This window comes from Pseudoalteromonas sp. MTN2-4 (assembly GCF_042848605.1).
Lineage (GTDB): Bacteria > Pseudomonadota > Gammaproteobacteria > Enterobacterales > Alteromonadaceae > Pseudoalteromonas.
The window spans coordinates 551,580-570,444 of sequence record NZ_BTGK01000002.1; the positions used below are offsets into that span (position 1 = coordinate 551,580).

General features: G+C 37.4%; 13 protein-coding genes. 1 reads left to right on the top strand and 12 read right to left on the bottom strand.

From position 1 onward, the window contains the following. Positions 1–12 precede the first annotated feature (12 nt). The 9 genes from ACGHEH_RS07405 to ACGHEH_RS07445 form a co-directional block, all read right to left on the bottom strand. Positions 13–2,727: a TonB-dependent receptor plug domain-containing protein gene (locus tag ACGHEH_RS07405; protein ID WP_390443481.1), complete on the bottom strand. Its 2,715-nt coding sequence runs from the start codon at positions 2,725–2,727 to the stop codon at positions 13–15. A gap of 76 nt (positions 2,728–2,803) precedes the next feature. After that, the gene (locus ACGHEH_RS07410; protein WP_390443484.1) at positions 2,804–4,456 is read right to left on the bottom strand and encodes a hypothetical protein; all 1,653 of its coding nucleotides are present in this window, start codon (positions 4,454–4,456) and stop codon (positions 2,804–2,806) included. A 218-nt stretch (positions 4,457–4,674) separates the two neighbouring features. After that, on the bottom strand, positions 4,675–5,976 hold the full coding sequence (locus ACGHEH_RS07415) for a tetratricopeptide repeat protein (protein ID WP_390443486.1): 1,302 nt from the start codon (positions 5,974–5,976) through the stop codon (positions 4,675–4,677). 27 nt (positions 5,977–6,003) lie between these two features. After that, positions 6,004–6,609: an energy transducer TonB gene (locus tag ACGHEH_RS07420; protein ID WP_138630202.1), complete on the bottom strand. Its 606-nt coding sequence runs from the start codon at positions 6,607–6,609 to the stop codon at positions 6,004–6,006. Positions 6,610–6,617: 8 nt separating this feature from the next. After that, entirely contained in the window at positions 6,618–7,028 is a 411-nt protein-coding gene (locus ACGHEH_RS07425) for a biopolymer transporter ExbD (protein WP_058032525.1), read from the bottom strand. A 20-nt stretch (positions 7,029–7,048) separates the two neighbouring features. Further along, positions 7,049–7,576 (bottom strand): MotA/TolQ/ExbB proton channel family protein, encoded by a 528-nt coding sequence (locus tag ACGHEH_RS07430; RefSeq protein WP_058032524.1) that lies wholly within the window; start codon positions 7,574–7,576, stop codon positions 7,049–7,051. Positions 7,577–7,578: 2 nt separating this feature from the next. After that, positions 7,579–8,943, bottom strand: coding sequence for a MotA/TolQ/ExbB proton channel family protein (locus ACGHEH_RS07435; RefSeq protein WP_390443491.1), 1,365 nt, complete (start codon positions 8,941–8,943; stop codon positions 7,579–7,581). Between the two features lie 11 nt (positions 8,944–8,954). Continuing rightward, positions 8,955–9,707 (bottom strand): DUF3450 domain-containing protein, encoded by a 753-nt coding sequence (locus ACGHEH_RS07440; RefSeq protein ID WP_390443494.1) that lies wholly within the window; start codon positions 9,705–9,707, stop codon positions 8,955–8,957. A gap of 246 nt (positions 9,708–9,953) precedes the next feature. Then, complete coding sequence (locus ACGHEH_RS07445) at positions 9,954–11,843, bottom strand: methyl-accepting chemotaxis protein (RefSeq protein ID WP_390443497.1); 1,890 nt, start codon at positions 11,841–11,843, stop codon at positions 9,954–9,956. 407 nt (positions 11,844–12,250) lie between these two features. Here ACGHEH_RS07445 and ACGHEH_RS07450 point away from each other — a divergent pair, with 407 nt between their 5' ends. Then, the gene (locus tag ACGHEH_RS07450; RefSeq protein ID WP_390443500.1) at positions 12,251–14,203 is read left to right on the top strand and encodes an ATP-binding protein; all 1,953 of its coding nucleotides are present in this window, start codon (positions 12,251–12,253) and stop codon (positions 14,201–14,203) included. A 53-nt stretch (positions 14,204–14,256) separates the two neighbouring features. On the opposite strand, the gene ACGHEH_RS07455 is transcribed toward ACGHEH_RS07450, so the two are convergent. From ACGHEH_RS07455 to ACGHEH_RS07465, 3 genes are all read right to left on the bottom strand, one after another. Then, positions 14,257–14,754, bottom strand: a complete 498-nt coding sequence (locus ACGHEH_RS07455; protein ID WP_390443503.1) for a YcgN family cysteine cluster protein — start codon at positions 14,752–14,754, stop codon at positions 14,257–14,259. Between the two features lie 91 nt (positions 14,755–14,845). Then, positions 14,846–16,651: a DUF885 domain-containing protein gene (locus ACGHEH_RS07460; protein WP_390443506.1), complete on the bottom strand. Its 1,806-nt coding sequence runs from the start codon at positions 16,649–16,651 to the stop codon at positions 14,846–14,848. Positions 16,652–16,731: 80 nt separating this feature from the next. Beyond that, positions 16,732–18,597, bottom strand: a complete 1,866-nt coding sequence (locus tag ACGHEH_RS07465; RefSeq protein WP_390443508.1) for a sensor histidine kinase — start codon at positions 18,595–18,597, stop codon at positions 16,732–16,734. Between the last annotated feature and the right edge of the window lie 268 nt (positions 18,598–18,865).

The window sequence follows — 18,865 nt, forward strand, 5'->3', positions numbered from 1 at the left end:
TTGAAGAATAGATTAAAATTCCATTGATACATCTAAACTGATCTGTTGTGCCATTTCTTTCTCACGGATCAACACATCATTTTGCTGTACTTCAAAGTTTTGACCCAAAAGATTTTTAACTTTGAAAGTCACTGTTGTATTAAAGTTAGGATAGTAGCTGTAAACAACATCTAAAGAATTGATAGGCTGTTCATATGCATCATCAAAGCCATTTACACCAGCAGCAAGTATGCGGTCACCAAAAACATTATATATAACAGAAGCTTGATGATTACCATTATGAGAGTCATAGTTCAATTGGAAGTTTGCTACGTATTTAGAATGACCTGTCATACGGCGTTTTAAGTTTGTTAAGTCGCCTTTATCTGATTCAAGGATCTCAACTTCAGAATCGCTTAATGTCACGTTACCAGAGGTAAAGAATGCTCCGCCAAGCGCATCAGCAGAAAGTTCCATCAACCATTCAGCCTCAATGCCGTACACAACTGCGGAATCAGCATTTTCAAACTCGAGCGTAAAACGACCATCAGACTCAGTAAGTTGCGCTTCTATTGGCTTATCAATATCTTTATAGAAAGCACCAACAGAGTAGTTATCGCCATTATCCATATAGAACTCAGCTCTAAAATCAAAGTTATCTAAGTAACTAGACTCTAAAAATGGGTTACCTAATGTACGATAATCTGTTAGAGGATCCTGATACTGTACCGGCGTTAGCTCACGTAAATCAGGACGAACCACAGTCTGACCATAACCAAAACGTAATTGATGTGATTTTTCGCTATACGTCATAGATAGTGCACCGAAGAAATCATCCTCCATTACACTAGCTTGTTGAATAGCCTCTTCACTTAACTTATCAGCAAGTAAAGCTGGATCAAATGCTGAACGAGAAAATGCAAGTGCTACTTGTCTAAAGTCTTCATAGCGAACACCACCTGATACACGCCAATTTTCTCCGATCAAGTAATCAATGCTACCAAAGTATGCATCAATTTTTTGTGCTGCTAAATAGTCATCAGCATTTGGCTCTTGGAACAAGATTTCAACATCAGTCTGATCAATTACTGAATCAACACTAAAATATGAGCCTATACCAAGTGCTTGTTTTTCATTATCTGCAAGTGAAAGTTGTTGATTTTGACCGAAGCGATAATTAAAGAAGTCCGTTCTATAATCACGTGTTTTATCAACAAAATAGCCACCAGTTTTGATTTCAAGCTCAGAGCCGTCAAAGTAAAAAGCTTTACTTGCGTTCCAACCCCAATTTTCAACCTTATCTTCCATATCAACGAAGCGATATAAGAAAGGATTACCACCTAGGCTACCGTTATAAACCGTTTCTTTGTATTGACCATTTTCATAGTTATCACGAACAGTAATTTCTAATTCGCTTGGAATTTCAGTTGTAGCTGTTGAATCAGTGTAATGCCAATCAAAACCTACACCATCTAATACTGACCAAGTTAAGTTATGTGTACCGCGAATTTGTAGGATCTCTAATTCACGCTGCTCAAAAGAAGTCGTATTCTTACGCTGCACTTGACCATCTTCAATGCTAAGTGACTTTGAAGGCTCTTGATACAATGCGTAAGAAGCTTCATCTTCTGTATCACGTAGCATCATATAACCAGCATTCACATCATGACCGTCCAGTTTATAGCCTAGGTTTAACGAGGCATTTAACTTAACGTTGTTTTTAGTAACATGCTTATCTTCTTTTGCAGAATAACAGTCAAAATTTTCCTTACTACAATCTAATTCTGAGGTATCAATTGTAGATAAAACTGAATTAAATTCCTTTGAATTTGACCATTCATTGTCATAAGCAAATGATGTCAGAAATCCTAATTGGCCACCAAAACCAAATACATCATCTAACCTATCGCCGTAAACAAGTTTAGCACCGAAATCAGGATCTAAGTCTTTTTCAACCATGCCAAAATCACGTGGTAAAGCTTTGATCAGAGATTTATTGATTGCAACTGCTTCAGCTTGACTGATATCAGAGCCCTGCTTTTGTGATTCAACCGCACGAATATTTCTAGTTGAAATATCTGATAAACCATTTACATATGTGTTTAGCGCCATTTGCATTTCAGCAGGTATAGCTCTCAGACCGTCATCTTTACCTAACCAGTCGTCGTCACTGCCATTATAAACTAGGCCACGATCATTAGTGTCTTTATATGCGCCACCGATCTCAATCTTGAATACACGATCTGAAGGGATACTTTTTGTACGGATATTTACATCACCACCACCGAATGCAGCTGGCATATCTGGTGAGTATGCTTTTTGTACCGCAAGAGATTCAATGATACTAGAAGGGAATATATCTAGTGGTATAACGTTACGAGTTAAATCCGGGCTTGGCACTAGCGCACCGTTTAAACGAACACTTGAGTAACGTTCGCCCAGTCCTCGTACATAAATAAATTTATCGTTTACTAAGCTCAAACCAGTTACACGGCGAAGCGCAGACGCGGCATCACTATCACCAGTTCTTGAAATTTGCTCAGAACCCATGATGTCAGCGACGAATGCTTGGTTTTTACGTTCTTCTATTACGGCACTTGCGCTACCTTTTAAGCGACTTCCAACTGCAACAACTTCTTCAATTTCTTGTGCAGTTTCATCAGCAGCGATAGCTTGTGTAGTCGGTGCCAATAAAGAAAGTAATGATAAGGTAATTAGATTTGCCTTAAATTGCTTTATTGGTTTCATAATTCATTCCTCTAAACCAAATTGATTCAAGAAGGGCGCAATACTGCGCCCTGAATACCATAATTAATGGTTTAGATTATTTAGTACGTGCAATTGAGGCTGCAACGAACTTAGACCATGTGCTTTCTTCACCTTCAGCTAAAGCACCTACATAAGCAACGTCTTTGAAGAAGCTGTTAGATTCGCTTAACTTAGCTGATTCAACTGCAACTGTATTTCCGTCTTTATCTGTAATAACAGACTTAGTAGATACACCATCTGCAGCTAATACATTATCAAAGCTTGAGAAACCGATTAGTTTATTCATTTCACCTGCTAAGAACCATTGTTCAATATTGAAGTCAGCTAAATCACCAGTCAGTGGCGTTTTAACTTCTTCGAAATTAAGACCACAAGCGAAAATTGAATTCATGAAAGTGATGTCACCAGCTTTAGCATTAGCATGTACACCTTCAGCACCTGACTGGTCTTTTTCGTTATAAAGGTCAAAACAACCAGCACCGGCTTCTGTAGAAGAGTTTACGAAAAGCATGTTAGCAAGTTTTGCTTTGCCCCACTCTTTCATCTCCATACCTGCGCCAGTACGACGGCCTTCAGCACCTTCTTTACCATTTGCAATTACTGTCGCGTTTGCGATAGTTGGATAAGACACTGTTGTAACAAGACCTTGGCCATCTTCTGAAGTTGGATCTTTCTTAGCACCATCCGTTTCAAAACCATGGTTACCGTACTCTTTAGAGTGAACTAAAATGAACTGGCCGTTACCTTTCCAACCTTCATCCCAGTCGATACCGTCATCGCCAGTCTCTGTAACAACAACGTGGCTGATATTTACAGAACCACCAAATAATTCGATACCATCATCAAAACCGTTATGAACATGAATGTAATCAATTGTAGTACCTGAACCAACAGCGTTTAATGTAAGACCGTTAAGTTCATCACCTTCAACACCGTAACCTGCATATTTAATAACAACGTGCTTCAATGTACCACTGTCGTCTTGAGGGTCATTACCGCCATAGTATGAAACAATACCTTCAGCCTTGTGATTACACATGCCTGCATTTGCGTCAGTTTCAGAACAACGGATTGAATGACCTAAACCGTTAATCTGTACACCACCCCAGTCACCAATTGCTGCAGTTGTTGAATCATCGCCGTCGAACTCTGCGTAGCTAGAGAAAACGATTGGCTTATCTACTTCACCAATTGCTTCAATGTTTGCACCACGTGCAATACGAATGAAGTTTTCTGGCTTAGTGAAAGCAACATTAACACCAGCTTCGATAGTAAGTGTTGGACCATTTACGTCAATTGTGCCGCCGTTTGAAGTGTCTACGTCAGTACCGATGAAAAGTGCACCTTCGAAGATGTGCGCACCGCCATTTGGTAAAGCTGGAATTAAGAAAGAAGCAGTAATGTCTTTTGCATTACTTGCAAATGCTTGGCTGTAGATACAGTTTTTGTTTTCGTTGTCTGCTTTACCTTTAAACTCTGCACCGTCCATTGTATAAGATGCACATTCAAGTGTTTCTGTAGGAGGAGGAGTAGTACCACCATTATTTCCTGAGTTATCTGAACCTGTATTGTTTGTAACGTTGCTTGTTGAGTTGTCAACACGGTTATCATTTGTTGTTGGTGTTACGTTGATATCACCGCCGCCACAACCAGCAAGTACAAGTGCAGAAGTAATTAAGCTAGCTTTAAAAAACCCAGAAAGTTTCATTTTAATCTCCAAAAAAATATTAAGTCGTTATAAGCGCAAAAAAGCTTGATGCATAAAGTAATGGAGATTTGTTACTGTTGGGTTACATAAAATATAAAGTTAAATGACAGTATTAATACAGTTTGATTAAAGGTAATAAATATTATATTGCAGTATAAAATAGAAAAAGCCGCTCCAGCTATACTGAACGCGGCTTTGGTGTTGCGATTTTGTTTATATTATAAAAGTGCTTTTTTCAAGCTTTCTGAATGTAGTTTTTCTTTCTCAACAAACTTAATCCATTGTTTGGCTAATCTAGCTGATTTTTTGTGTTTTTCAGCTTGCTCAAAAGCAATAATGGAAGCATCAAAATTTTCTAAGTTATATTGCGCCATACCAAGTGCAACATATGCGTTGGATTCAAAATTTAAATCACCTTTATCAAGGGCTTCTCTGGCATAATCAGCTGCTTCCTCAAATTTTTCTAGATTTAAATACACTTCGGCTAACCTTTGTGCATAGTTACCATGCTTTACTTTGCTTGTTGCCTTTTTAAAATGATCAATAGATTTTTCATCTTCCTTTGCTTGTACAAAAGCTTCAGCTATGAAAGCCTGGTTCTTTGCGGAATCTTCAATCTTTCCGTTTACAATCCCTTGTTTCAATGCCTCAGCAGCTTTAAAGTTCAAACCGTTATACATATAGACTTGAGCCAACTGCATTATTTCGTTTTTAGATTGAATAAAGCCTTGCTGCTTAGCCGCCTCAAGTATAGCCAGTTGCTTTTTACTTTCGCCCACTTCCCCATACATACCACCAAGTTGCACCCAATACTCAGGTTTGTTAAAAAGCTTAACCATCTTTTCTAGTACAACGACAACTTGCTCAGGTTTATTCAGTGAATAGTAAAGAGCTCGTTGTAAAACTAGCCAGTTCTCCTTTGGCAGCTCATTTTTACTTTCAGATAAATTAATCGCTACATTGATGCTCTCTAAAGCTTGGTCATACTGTTTTTGCAAGTAATGCGCGTTGGCTCGTAGGACATAATAGCTATTTGCAATCGGTTTAGTGTTACCACTTTTCCACTTATCAAGATAAGTGATTACTTTCGTATAATCATTGCTAGCCATAGCAAGCTGAGCCAGACTAAAAGTCGTAGATTGTCTCAAAGATTCAGGAATTTGCTCTTCTGAAATCACTTTCTCAAATGATTCAATCGCCTTATCTAACTGATTTTCGTTATAGTAAATAAAGCCATAGAAGTTATACATCATCGCAACTTCGTAAGCATTCATACTACTTGATCTGGCCTTAATATTATCTAACGCTTCAAGACCTTCTTTAACTTGACCTTCATCAGCCAATTTTTGAGCTCTCGCTAACTGGCTGTACACTTTGTTTCTAAGTGCTGGTACTCGCTTAGTTTTAGTTTCTGCATAGACTGTATTAATATCTGTTAAGGGCGTGACCGATAACAAACTTGGCAAAACAGACGCTGATAAAACAATACTAACGGTTAAAGTTAACTTTCTAATATTCATTACATTTCCTCGCAACACTCAAAAAAACTAACCATTAATTTGGAAAGAGATTTTGTTTTGAACACCGGCCACTTCAACCGCTTCGCCATTTACAACACGCGGTTTGTATTTAAATTTGAGTGCTGCATCTAAAGCAGCTCTGTCGAAAATACTCTGAGGCTCTGCTGTAATCACCTTAGGCTCTCTCACTGTGCCTTGTTTAGTCACTATGAACTCAACAATTACATAACCTTCAATGCCACGTGAAAGTGCACGTCTAGGGTATACAGGTGCTACTTTTACAATTGGAAGATACTCACCATCGCTTGACTCAAGTGCCAAACCACCGCCTAAATCTACATCAGCCTGAACATCTGCACTGAAGTCGAAATCAGCGCCTGCAGCATCTAAATTGTTTGCCTGCATTTGAGGTGCTTCCATAGGTGGAGGTGGCTCTTTAGGTGTTGGTGGCTTTTGTGGCTTTCGCTCTTTCTTTTGTACAGTTTCTTCTTTCTTTAACCTTACAAAATCAAGGACCTGGCCCTTAGCAGGATCTGTCATCACGCCTTCACCGCTTTGGATCAAAGCCTGCATCCCTAAAAATAGGAAAAAGGTGATCGTAGCGGCAATCAGTAAAGCGGTTAAATAACGCATCTTTGCTCCTATGATTCTTGTGCAGCAATCGATACATCAAACGCACCTGCAGCACGTGAAGCATCCATCACCTTGATTAACAACTCTGTTGTGGCTTTTTTATCTGCCTGAATAACTACACTACCCTGAGGATTCTCAGCTTTTAGTCGTTCGATGTTCGCCTGTACAGCACGAATATCAATTTGACGTTTGTTAATCCAAATTTCACCTTTATCAGAAATCGCAACTAGAATATTTGCTCGTTGCTTTTTAACGGCTGTTGCAGCTTCTGGACGGTTTACATCAATACCCGCTTCTTTTACGAAAGAAGCTGTAACGATGAAGAAAATTAGCATGATGAATACAACATCAAGCATTGGTGTCATGTTGATTTCTTCAGCTTCTTCTTCTTGAAAAACTTTTGCTAATGGTGCTCTCATAATTCTTTACCTCGTGTTACTTAGTGATCTAGCAACAATTTATCTTCTAACAACTCTACTTCACGTTTCGCTTTGCGCTGTAAAAATGTCACAGCAAATACACCTGAAAGTGCACCGACCATACCAGCCATCGTTGGGATAGTGGCTTTGGATACACCCGCAGCCATTGAACGTGCGCTACCTGTGCCTGTGATGGCCATTACATTAAATACTTCGATCATGCCTGTAACTGTGCCTAATAGACCCAATAAAGGACATAAGGCAACCATGACACCAATGTATGGCAGGTTTGTATTTAACTTAATACCAATGCGCGAAATCTGAGCTTGTTTAATTTGTTCCGCATTCCAGCTATTACGCTCTGAACGTGCTTTCCAGCTAGCGATTACCTCTTTGCGCTGTTGACGGTATAAACCGAATAGATAGATAAAGCGCTCTAAAATAAGTAACCACATTGCGAAGATAAGGACACCGATGACCAGGAGTACCTGGCCACCTGTATCTAGAAAGCTGCGTAGTGCGTTAATTGCATCTAGCAATAAAACCACGTTTACGCTCCTTTCTCGCTACGCTCTGCAATAATGCCAGCGCTTTGTTCTTGCAAAATAAGTAACAAGTTACGTGAACGCGTATTTAAAAGCGTGTATAAGAATACGGTTGGGATAGCAACAACTAGACCCAGTACAGTTGTAACAAGTGCCTGCGAAATACCACCCGCCATCAGCTTTGGATCACCTGTACCAAATAAAGTGATTGCTTGGAAAGTGTTAATCATACCCGTTACTGTACCTAGTAGACCTAGTAATGGTGCTACAACCGAGATAATCTTGATCAGGGTTAAATTACGAGTGATTTTAGGCATTTCACGAAGTATTGCTTCACTTAGCTTTAACTCAAGTGTGTCGTAAGCAACATCTGGATACTGCTCTTTAACTTTCATCACACGACCTAGCGGGTTATCTTCACGCGGTGTCGTGTCTTTAAGTTGACGATGAATTTTAGCACTCATCAGCATTAAACTAATGAAGCGTTCAAGTGCGATAAGTAAGGCAATAACACCGGTTGCTAAAATAACATAACCAACAGAGCCACCTTGATGAACTTGCTCTTCTGTATTTGGTGCTTGAACTAAAAGGCCTAAAATAGAACCGCCAGTTGGGTCTAGTGCAAAATCAACGACTCCGCCATTAGCTGCTTGTAAATCTGCCGCTGAAGTCTGATAACGTGCAACCGGCTGTCTTGTTAGTTCAGAAATTGTGTTAGTAACCGGGTTGAAAGTTAAGTATTTACCATCAGCAATTAAGTTAAACGCGCCAACACGTAAAACTTGTTTATTTACTTTCTCACCACCAGCAATAATGACTTCTGCGTTATAACGAGAAACCTTGCCTTGCTCTGTCATTTCACGTTGTAGTTCGAACCACACCTTTTCAATGTCTTCAATTGAAGCAAGTTTTGAGCTTGAGCCCATCTTTGCAGCCATTTCATCCATAAATGCACTACGACCTGAAATTTCAGCAGAAACGACAGATGTTTGGAACTTATTACTTGCATCACCAGAAACTTGTTGAAGTACACCAAATAACTCTTTAAGCGTACCCATACGTTTACTTAACGTATCAGACAAGTTTTGAAGCTTGATTTCATTTTCTTCAAATGACGTTTCTAAACGCTCTGATCGAGCTAATTGCGCATTTCTGTCTGAAGTAAGCTTACGAAGTGCCGCATCTTGCTCATTGCGTTTTGCAACAAACTCTGCCTCTCTCGCTTTATTTTCAGCAGTTTGTGCTACTTGGCCTTGCTCTAGCGTTTTAAGTAACGCATCTAAGTTAAGTTCTTCGGCCATTGCTGCGCCTGATAAACCGAATGTCGTCGCTAAGATCGCAGCTTGACAGAATTTCTTTAACAGTTTCATTTTAAGACCTCTTATTTCGCAGCGTTGATTGGAAGCGTTAGCATATCTGGGGCAAGTTGCTTACGTGCTATGCGTAGTGCTTTGTTAATTTGGCTGATATTCGTATCTGGTAATTCTTTGAATTGTTTTGATTCTTTTTCCCAAATACCTGCCATCTTTCCATCTTTAGTGACATACATCAGCTCTAAACGACCGACACGCAAGAAGTCAACTTCACGCTCTTGACCAGCAACATTAATAAGCGCTGGGTAGGCTTCAATGGTGCGACCGTATTCAACTTCAACTTGGTAAGCTTCAAGTACACGACGGAATTTTTCACTTGATGTCACATCAGCACGTTCCATCATTTCACGAAGCTTTGAAACGCGCTGCTTGCGCTCTTCTAATAAGAAAGGAACATCTAAAGCAACAAACTGCTCAAGGCCAGTGATCATGTTAAGCATTAACGGTGTGATCTGGCGCTCAATTACTGACACTTGATCCATTGATGCATTGATGTCAGCCATCTCTGCTAATTGGTTTTGAATTTGTTTATCTAATTGACTGTTGTAAACCATCAAACCATCAATTTCTTTATTTAATGTTTTGAATTGTTGTAATTTCGACTGCATAGAATCAGAAATAGAGTCAATTTTTCCCTGAGTTTTTAAAGCAGAGTCATTAATCGCTGCACTTTTTTCAACAACAGGATTTAAAGAATTGGCGTGAACACCAGTTGCTGTTGCTAAAACACCTGCAAAAAGCAGAGGGTTAATGCACTTCATCGCATACACCTTAGATTGATTGTTATGAAATTGCGTGCAGTTTAAATAGGTAAAATGACAGTGGTGTTGCGCAAAAAATACAATTTTATTACAGATGTAATAATTGATTTAAATTACTTGACAGAAGCGAGATATAATTAATTAGGTCTTATATCGATTTTAAATTTTCATTTATAGTTATAGTTATAGTTATTAAAAATATAAAAAGCTCCAATAGGAGCTTTTTATAATAAAAATTATAGTTAGTTAAACTTTAAACTTTAATAACATCTCTTCTAAGTTTTTAAATTGAGCTTGAAGTGTTCTACACTCTTCTAAAGTCTGATGAAGGTTATCGACACCTTGTTTACTAATATCGCTGATGTGATGAATATCAGAATCTAAGTTATGTATAACATCATTTTGTTGTTGAGTTGCACTAGCTACAGCATGGTTAACGCCATCAATTGCATCTATGGCAGATGTAACAGACTGCATTTTATCACCTGCGGCAGCAGCTTTATCTGCACTTTCTGATGAATCTTTCAATGCTTCAACCATAACGGCAACGGCTGTACTAGAACCAATTTGAAGGTCTGAAATGGTATTTTCGATTTCTTGAGTTGACTCTTGTGTACGTTGTGCAAGTTGTCTCACTTCATCAGCTACGACTGCAAAACCTCTACCGGCTTCACCTGCCCTAGCTGCTTCAATTGCGGCATTAAGCGCTAAAAGATTAGTTTGTTCACTTACACCTTTTATCACTTCAAGTACTTGTCCAATACTTGCTGAGTGCTGATCAAGACTGGTTACTGTATCTTGTGCTTGAGCCATCTTATCACTTAAAGAAGAAATCCCTGCAATATTAGAATTAAGCACATCTTGGCTATCTGCACTTAGCTTATTTGCTTCAGAAGCAAGTTCAGATGCATTATGTGCATTACTACTTATTTCTTGCGCACTAGAAGACAATTCATTAATTGCAGTTGCAACACTATCAGTGCGTTTCGTTTGATCGTTATACAAAGAAAGCGCATCATTTGCTTGCTCATTCATACTGGTGATAGATTGTTGTAGGGTTAAGGTAGATTCTCGAACTTGCTTAATTGAGTCATGGATCTTGTCAACAAAGATGTTAAATTGAGTTGACAATTCTCCAAATTCATCTTCATTGGAGCAACTTAAGCGTTGAGTTAAATCACCTTCGCCTTGCGCAATGTCTTTAATGGCGTCATTTAACTCTTTGACAGGCCTCATCAAGTATTTAAGCAATAATTGAAGCATCACAACAATTGCAACAACACCGATGACAAGATAAATCAAAGCCATGTTTCTAAATGAAGATACCGAAGAGTAGGCAATCTCTTTATTAATTACGACACCTAGATACCAATCAACGTTATTAATGCCTTTCATAGGCACGAAAGACACTATTTTTTCTACACCCTCTAACTGCATTTCAATAAACTCACTTTGAAGAGATAGACGCTTTCCAAACAAGTCAGTCATTGGTTTGTCATTTAATCTGGTATTTGGGTGAGAAAGAATTCTGCCTTCACTGTCTAGTAAAAATCCATAACCAAAGCCTAAAAAATCAATTTCGTTTATGATATCTGTGATGATGGCCATATCAATATCGCCACCAGCAACAGCGCTTAATCGACCACTTTCAAATAAGGGCACCACAGCAGAGATAGTTAACTCATTTGTCGTGACATCTATATAAGGCGTAGTAAATGCGGTAGAGCGCTTTTGTTCAGCCAGTTTATACCATGGCCTTGTTGTCGCGTCATAATCTGCAGGTAATTGAATTGATGGGTCATCTAAAACAAATGTGCCATCTGGCATACCAATGTAAGTATTTTTAAACTCACCTGCGATATCAGCTGTTTTTAAACGTCGTAAGATGTCTAATTCTGTGTCTGACTGTTTATGGCCTTTTGCAACTGACTCTACAATTTTAAGCCTGTCATTAAGCCAGTTTGCGATATTTTGGGAAACTGAATTTGATATTTCATGCAAAACAGCGGTAAGTTGTTCTTGTGTTTGGGCTCTCATAACAATGAAGTTATTGATTGTGAATAGCCCTAAGATGATCACTAAAACCAAAGACGCCGCGGCAGTAACTTTGGTAGAAAAACGTAATGATTGGAGCATGGGGATCCTACTTATTTTTATATGAACGCAACCTTTGCAACTCTTTTTTAACAAATTTTTTAGTGTTACGCTCTATATAATCGACAGAAATTCATAAATCTTAAGCACAATTAGTATAGAACATGTATTTTTTGCAATTGCAGCTTAAGTACAAATAAGTAAAATGCGTAATATTTTGCAAGGAGCGAACTAGAGTGACTATACACTCCAGGCTATGGTTGTTTTGTTTCCTAGCTTTATTAACTTCAAAAGCAAACGCTTCAGGTATTGCTGAACTCAAAGCAATTCAAAAGCTACCAAATAATGAGCTCAAACTTAGATTTTTTGGGCAGATTGATACCGCAAGCCTGACTGACCAAATTACAGCATGCGAATACTATGTTTCATTCTCAGATGTACTTAGTAATATGGGTCAAATTGATGAAGCAAAAAAAATACTACAAGATGAACTTGATTTTCCTACCTATGAATACAGCCACATAAATAGAGCACGTTTATTTAAAAAGTTAGCAGACATTCAGTATCACAACGATGAGTATGACATTGCACGTGAGACCATTATAAATGCGATTAATCACTTCAGAAAATCAGATAGCATTGAACTTTTAACTGGTGCAATTTCAAGGCAAGCATCAATAGAGCTTAGGACAAGTAACTATCAAAAAGGACTTGATATTGTTAGCGCTTATCACAAAAACAACAAAGAAAAATTAAATAAAAAGAATCTATCTTCTATCTATTACTTTTATGGTCGTGCTTATGATCATTTAGGTGACTTTCAAACAGCATTAGAGTACAAGTTAAAAGGCTATCAAATTATCACCAATCTCGAAGTGTCTGATAACAAAATGGCCAGTACTCTGTATGGTATAGCCGACTCTTACAACAAGATTGGTGAACATCAACAATCCTACAAAAAATTTCAAGAAGCACTCGTGTTAGACAGAAAAACTGACAACAAACAAGACATAGCACACAGCCTAACTAAATTGTCTAATCAAGCCTATAAGATTGAAATGTATGATATTGGAATTCAACATGCTCAAGAAGCAATAGATGTTTTTGGTTCTATAGGTAATAAACGAAATGTCGCCTGGTCAACACATAACATGGCTTTAAACTATGCTGGAAAAGGTAATTTAGAAAAAGCACTTTCACTTGAGGAGAGTAATTTAAGCTTCTTGGTACACATCGTAAAAGACTACCATCTAAAAACCTCTGTTTGGAATCACCTTGGTGAATTAAATCTAGCAATTGATAATCCAAATAAAGCACTCAATTATGCTAAACAAGCATTCGAAATTGGTGAACTGGATACATTGAAAGATAGAAGGCAAGCTAGTCTTAACATCATGCATCGTGCTTACTCTAAAATGAACGACTTTGAAAACGCTTATTTGGTACAAAATAAATTACTTGAATTACAGTCTATTGCGCATAAAGAAAACTATGCAAATAGATTAGCTTTTTTAAAAAATACAATTGAAGCTAAAGAAAAAGAACAAAAACTCGTAGAGAAAGAGCAGGAAAATTTAATCATAAGTAACGCACTAGCGCGTCAGCAAAACCAACAAATGGTCTTCATCATACTATTTACTGTATTCATATCTTTCACACTCATTATATATATTAAAATAAGACAAAGGCGTGTATTAGAACAACAACAAGGCTTACACCTTAATAAACTACTAGAACAAAGAAACCAATTATTTTCACAAATAGCGCATGATCTCAGTAACCCTGTTACAGTAGCTAGTTTGCATATTGAAGCAATGCAGCATGACATAATTGAGTGTAAACCAGAAAACCTTTCTAAAATTAGTGAAAAGCTTACAGATCTAAACCACTTAGTTAAGGACTTAGCAGGTCTTGCTAAACTTGAAACTGCGAATTTTACATTAACGACTAAACAAACAGATTTAAACAAGTTTGTTAGCGATATTCATGATGAGTTGGCGACTCAAACTACAGAACAAAAACTGACAGTTGGGAGTAGTGAGTTTAATGAAACTTTTGCTCAGATAGATCCATTTCGAGTCAAACAATTAATTGCAAATTTATATAGTAATGCAAAAAAATACACATACAAGAGTGGCCAGATTGACGTGCATTTTGCAGCATGTGAGCGTTATTTTAAAATAATCGTACAAGATAGCGCGCCATCTGTGCCAAAAGAACATTTAGGGCAAATTTTTGACCATCTATTTCGAGTTCCAAATATGTCGAACACAGAAACACCCGGCCATGGCATAGGATTATCCATTGTTAAGCAAATTGTTGAATTACATCAGGGTGAGATTAATGCATCAGAGAGCGAATTAGGTGGATTGAAAATAGAGGTTGATTTACCGCTAAAATAAATTATGCAAAGTAAAAGCTAGATAAAAAGCTCTAGCTTTTTACTGAGTTTGAATTAATCACAATCAAATTCTGGCCAATCTACAATGTAGTCTTCAAAATCTTCTTCAATATCGACGGTATTGTCTTTAGTGACTCTACCTTGAATACTAATTCCAAAATCATTCATTTTGTCTTTTGTGCCACTATTCAGTAAAGGGTGCCAACTTGCTAAGCCCCTGCCCTCATAAAGGCGTCTGTAGCTACAACTATTAGGCATGAAAAAAATATCTTTCAGGTTTTCTTTGGTGAGTTTGACACACGATGGCACGAGCGTTTGTCTTTCTGTATAACGTGTACATGCACACGTCTGTTCATCAATGTACTGACAAACTAAACTTGAATATATAAGTGCTTCTCCCTCTCGTAGGTGATCTGTACTTGAAAAGTCCTCTTCATCACTGTCTATAAATGAATGTAGACAACACTTACCACACCCATCACAAATGCTTTCCCACTCTTGGTCATTCATTTGCTCAAGCGATTTAGTTTGCCAAAATTGTTCTGCGCCCATTGTTTTCTCAAATTACTATAAACGCGTAAATTTTACTTGATGCAAGCAAGACAAGCAAAGGGCCAACAAATGTTGACCCTAAAAGCCCAAATTAGCGTTGTAATTCAACCCATTTTTTAATCTTAGATTCTAGAATTGGCATTGGCAGTGCGCCATCAATCAAGATTTGAGTATGAAATGCTTTGATATCAAATTTGTTACCAAGTTGCTGTTCTGAATAATCTCTTAGCTCTTGAATTTTAAACTGACCAACCTTGTATGAGACAGCTTGTCCTGGCCAACCAATATAACGCTCAACTTCTGCCGTAACATCAGACTCAGCCATAGACGAGTTCTCTAGCATAAACTGAATTGCTTGTGCTCGCGACCAGCCCTTTGCATGAAGGCCTGTATCAACGACAAGCCGCATCGCCCTTAATTGTTCGTCAACTAAGCGACCATACCACATGAGTGGATCTGTGAATAAACCAAGATCTTTACCAAGGCTTTCTGCATAAAGCGCCCAACCTTCAGCAAATACAGTGTACCCGCCAAACTTTCTAAAGCTTGGAAGACCCTTTACTTCTTGCTGAAGCGCAATTTGAAAGTGGTGACCAGGTGCGGCTTCATGAATAGATAAGGTCTCTACTAAAAACTTCGGCTGTGCCTTTAAATTATGCGCATTTATATAAAATACACCAGGTCGACTGCCATCAGGTGCAGGTGCAGCATATGATGCACCCGCTGCAGACTCAGCTCTGAAGGCTTCAACCAACTTTACTTCGTAATCCGCTTTCGGTTCTACATCAAATAACAGTGGCACTCGCGCATCTATTTTTTTCTTAACTTCCACATAGGCATTGATCAATTCATCTGAAGATTTGAAATAGAACTGTTCATCTTCTCTTAAAAACTCGAAGAAAGCTTGTAAGTCACCGTCAAATTTTAATTGTTCTTTTACCCATTCCATTTCATTTCTTATACGCGCAACTTCTTTTAAACCAATTTCATGGATTTCATCCGCACTCATGTCTAAAGTGGTATGGTTCGCAATCTGATATTCATACCAAGCTTTACCATTCGGTAACGAGCTATACCCAACACTTTCACGGCTGTTAGGTAGGTACTCTGTGTTCAAAAATTTAGTCATTTTCTTATATGCTGGAACAAGCTTTTCAAGAACCATGAATTTGTATTTAGCTGTTAACTGTTCTTTTTCAGTTTTTGTGAAAGAGTCAGGGAAGTTATTAATTGGTCCCCAGAAAACTGATTGAGTTTCGTCTTCTACAATATGGGCTTCAAACTGAGGAATGAGTTTAGTTGTTAGAGCTTTAGGTAAAACAACGCCTTTTTCTATCCCCAGGCGCATATTCGATTCAATACCTGCAAGCCATTCAATAAATCCATCAGCTCGAGAAACAAAGTTGTTATAATCTTCAACGCTATTAAATGGCTGAGCGCTTTGTCCTGAGCCTAGGCCGGCAAATACATTATGCAAACCAGACATTTGATTGATTGGCATCATATAACTTGGAAATTCAAAACCTTGTTTAGAAAAGGCAAGATCACGTTTTAGGATCTCATAACTCAGTAATGATTGACCAGACAAGTTATTTTTATCAATTTTATCTAGCTTCTGTTGATATGACGTTAGTAATTCATATGTTTCTTTAAGACTTTCATCGGTTGCAACAGCATCAAACTTATCATTGACACCTTGCCTGCCCATATACGTGCCTGAAATTGGGCTAAGTTCAACCATTGAGTTAAAGTAATCTTCACTTAAACTGTTAACGAGTTCATTTTGATTAAGCTGTTTGATAGATTCTACAGAACGCTGTGTATCAGTGCCTGTGGCACTGCAACCGACCAAAGAAGCAGTTAAAGCGATAGCTATTAGAGAGTATTTAAACATCATGTGTCCTTATTAAGGTATTTATGACAGTGTGCCAGAGCTTAATAAAAAAACCATGTGTTAATTTAAGTTTAAACGCTTTGTTACACTTTTAAAGGCAACACAATATGAACACTTAATCCACCCAGCGGTCCGTTTGAGGCGAAAATGTTTCCTAGATTCGCTTCTATAATTTGCTTACATAAACTTAAGCCAACGCCTTTATGTTTACTTGAGTTTTGTCTTGCTTCATCTAAGCGCACAAGGGGGTTGAATATGTCATTTAATAAATCTGAAGAGATAGCTTCTCCTGAGTTATCTATATTTATACTAAGTGCATCTGATTCATTATCAATGTTTATTGAAATATTCATTTGTGAACCTCCATGTGCAATGGCATTATCACAACACTCATTAAATACAGTGATCAGGCCTTGTTGATCGTAGTCTAAAAGCAGTTCCTTTTGTTTAGCTGGTAAAGAATTCTCATCAGGAAGTGCCAAACTCAACTTTGTTGTGTCTACATTGATAGATTGAATGTGTAATAATAAGTCTTTAACTGTATATTGTTTCACTGTTAAAGTTTGGATATTTGGCGATACTTGCATTAAATGATCGATAAACGAATTGAGCTCATCAATTTTATTCATCAATTTGCCGTAACTTGTGTGCACATTATCTACAATATTTTGCTGCAGTGATTCCACTTGTACTTTCATCACTGTCAGTGGCGTTCTTAATTCGTGAGATAAATCAGCAAATAGCTTTTCTTCTTTTTGTTTCACGGCTTCGATACTCGACTCTTGCTGAAGTTTCTCTTTATGAAGATTCTGATTTAAAACATCAACTTGTGTTTCAAGGTATGTTACGAGTTGATTTTGTACCGATTTATTTTGTATCGCCAGCGCGACGGTAAACAGGCTAACCTCAAGTAAATACCCTATTTTTATGTAATCAGAAATCTCAAGACTTGGAAAAATATTGCCGTAACTTGCACCGACAATCGTCAATATATTTACAAATAAAACATGATTAAAGAGGCTTAAAGAAAAAACTCTTATCCCTGGGGCTTTTTGATACCAACTCCAATAAGCGGTATATAAGAAAAGAGGAATAATCAAAGTGCTCAAGACTAAATTAAAAAATACTGTGTTAAACCACAATGAAACCGGGATGAGAACAAGATATGCGTATAATAAATACGTATAGATTTTACAAAGCACAGAATTAAATTGCTTAAATTGTAAGAAACTCTTGATAAACAGCAAATGAAAAATTGGCACTGATGTCATTAATAAAGTTGAAAATAAGCTGGACTCACCGCCTAACATAGGCCAGAAATATTTTGAGGTGAAGCCAGACATGTCTAACACAATCATTAAAAAAGTGAATGTCCAGAGTGCATAGAAAATATTGGTTCTATTAGGGTTAAAAAATAGATTTACACTAATTATGAGTAAAATAGCCATGACAACACCGGCTATTGCACCATTAATGAGAGTACTTTTTTGTGAGGTGGCTAAATAATGATTGTAGCTATGCAATCGGATATTGGCAGGCGCATTTGCAAACGTTCTGTATTCAACCAATAGTATGTGTTTTTTATTGTTGTTTAAATTTATAGGAATATAAAGCTGGGGGTCATAAATCGGTCTATCATAAAATGTGTCATTGCCATTAAGTTGAAATTTTAACTTTAAACTTGTGCCCTCAATTTCGTAAATCCGAAACAGGGGAAGTCTTGCATAACCAAAAGAGAGATACCAATTTTCTAAATCAGATTGATTATCTACTTCAAGTTTAAGCCATTTACTGTAATTATGAATTTGCGGCTTTTGTTTTAGACTATGCGCTTCAACCCAATTTTTTTTATCTCTAACAGTGCTATAGTCAAATAAATTATTGTCATAGTTAAGGTGCATCAAGGAAAAGTCCTTGAGTTCATAGACCGTACCATGCTCATCTAGCACTAAATCGCTTGCTTTGACAGCAAAATTGGATAGGACAAAACACGCACTTAATACAATAAAATAACAAAAACGCATCAAATAGAGTCAATTAAGAATTATTAATATTTACAATTTATGAACCAACTATGGATCAAATATGGATTGTATCAGATTACACACTAATCTGATTGTAAATGAATGTAAAATCATAAATCTGTAACTATATGTTTCTATAGTGTTCTCATTTAATTTTATGTCATTAAACACTTGAATGATTACACAATCGTCA

Bases quoted from the DNA above. Each gene is read 5' to 3' on its own strand.
- ACGHEH_RS07435 (WP_390443491.1), bottom strand. From the start codon at position 8,943: ATGAAACTGTTAAAGAAATTCTGTCAAGCTGCGATCTTAGCGACGACA.
- ACGHEH_RS07450 (WP_390443500.1), top strand. From the start codon at position 12,251: ATGGGTCAAATTGATGAAGCAAAAAAAATACTACAAGATGAACTTGAT.
- ACGHEH_RS07440 (WP_390443494.1), bottom strand. From the start codon at position 9,707: ATGAAGTGCATTAACCCTCTGCTTTTTGCAGGTGTTTTAGCAACAGCA.
- ACGHEH_RS07405 (WP_390443481.1), bottom strand. From the start codon at position 2,727: ATGAAACCAATAAAGCAATTTAAGGCAAATCTAATTACCTTATCATTA.
- ACGHEH_RS07415 (WP_390443486.1), bottom strand. From the start codon at position 5,976: ATGAATATTAGAAAGTTAACTTTAACCGTTAGTATTGTTTTATCAGCG.
- ACGHEH_RS07410 (WP_390443484.1), bottom strand. From the start codon at position 4,456: ATGAAACTTTCTGGGTTTTTTAAAGCTAGCTTAATTACTTCTGCACTT.
- ACGHEH_RS07445 (WP_390443497.1), bottom strand. From the start codon at position 11,843: ATGCTCCAATCATTACGTTTTTCTACCAAAGTTACTGCCGCGGCGTCT.
- ACGHEH_RS07455 (WP_390443503.1), bottom strand. From the start codon at position 14,754: ATGGGCGCAGAACAATTTTGGCAAACTAAATCGCTTGAGCAAATGAAT.
- ACGHEH_RS07425 (WP_058032525.1), bottom strand. From the start codon at position 7,028: ATGAGAGCACCATTAGCAAAAGTTTTTCAAGAAGAAGAAGCTGAAGAA.
- ACGHEH_RS07460 (WP_390443506.1), bottom strand. From the start codon at position 16,651: ATGATGTTTAAATACTCTCTAATAGCTATCGCTTTAACTGCTTCTTTG.
- ACGHEH_RS07420 (WP_138630202.1), bottom strand. From the start codon at position 6,609: ATGCGTTATTTAACCGCTTTACTGATTGCCGCTACGATCACCTTTTTC.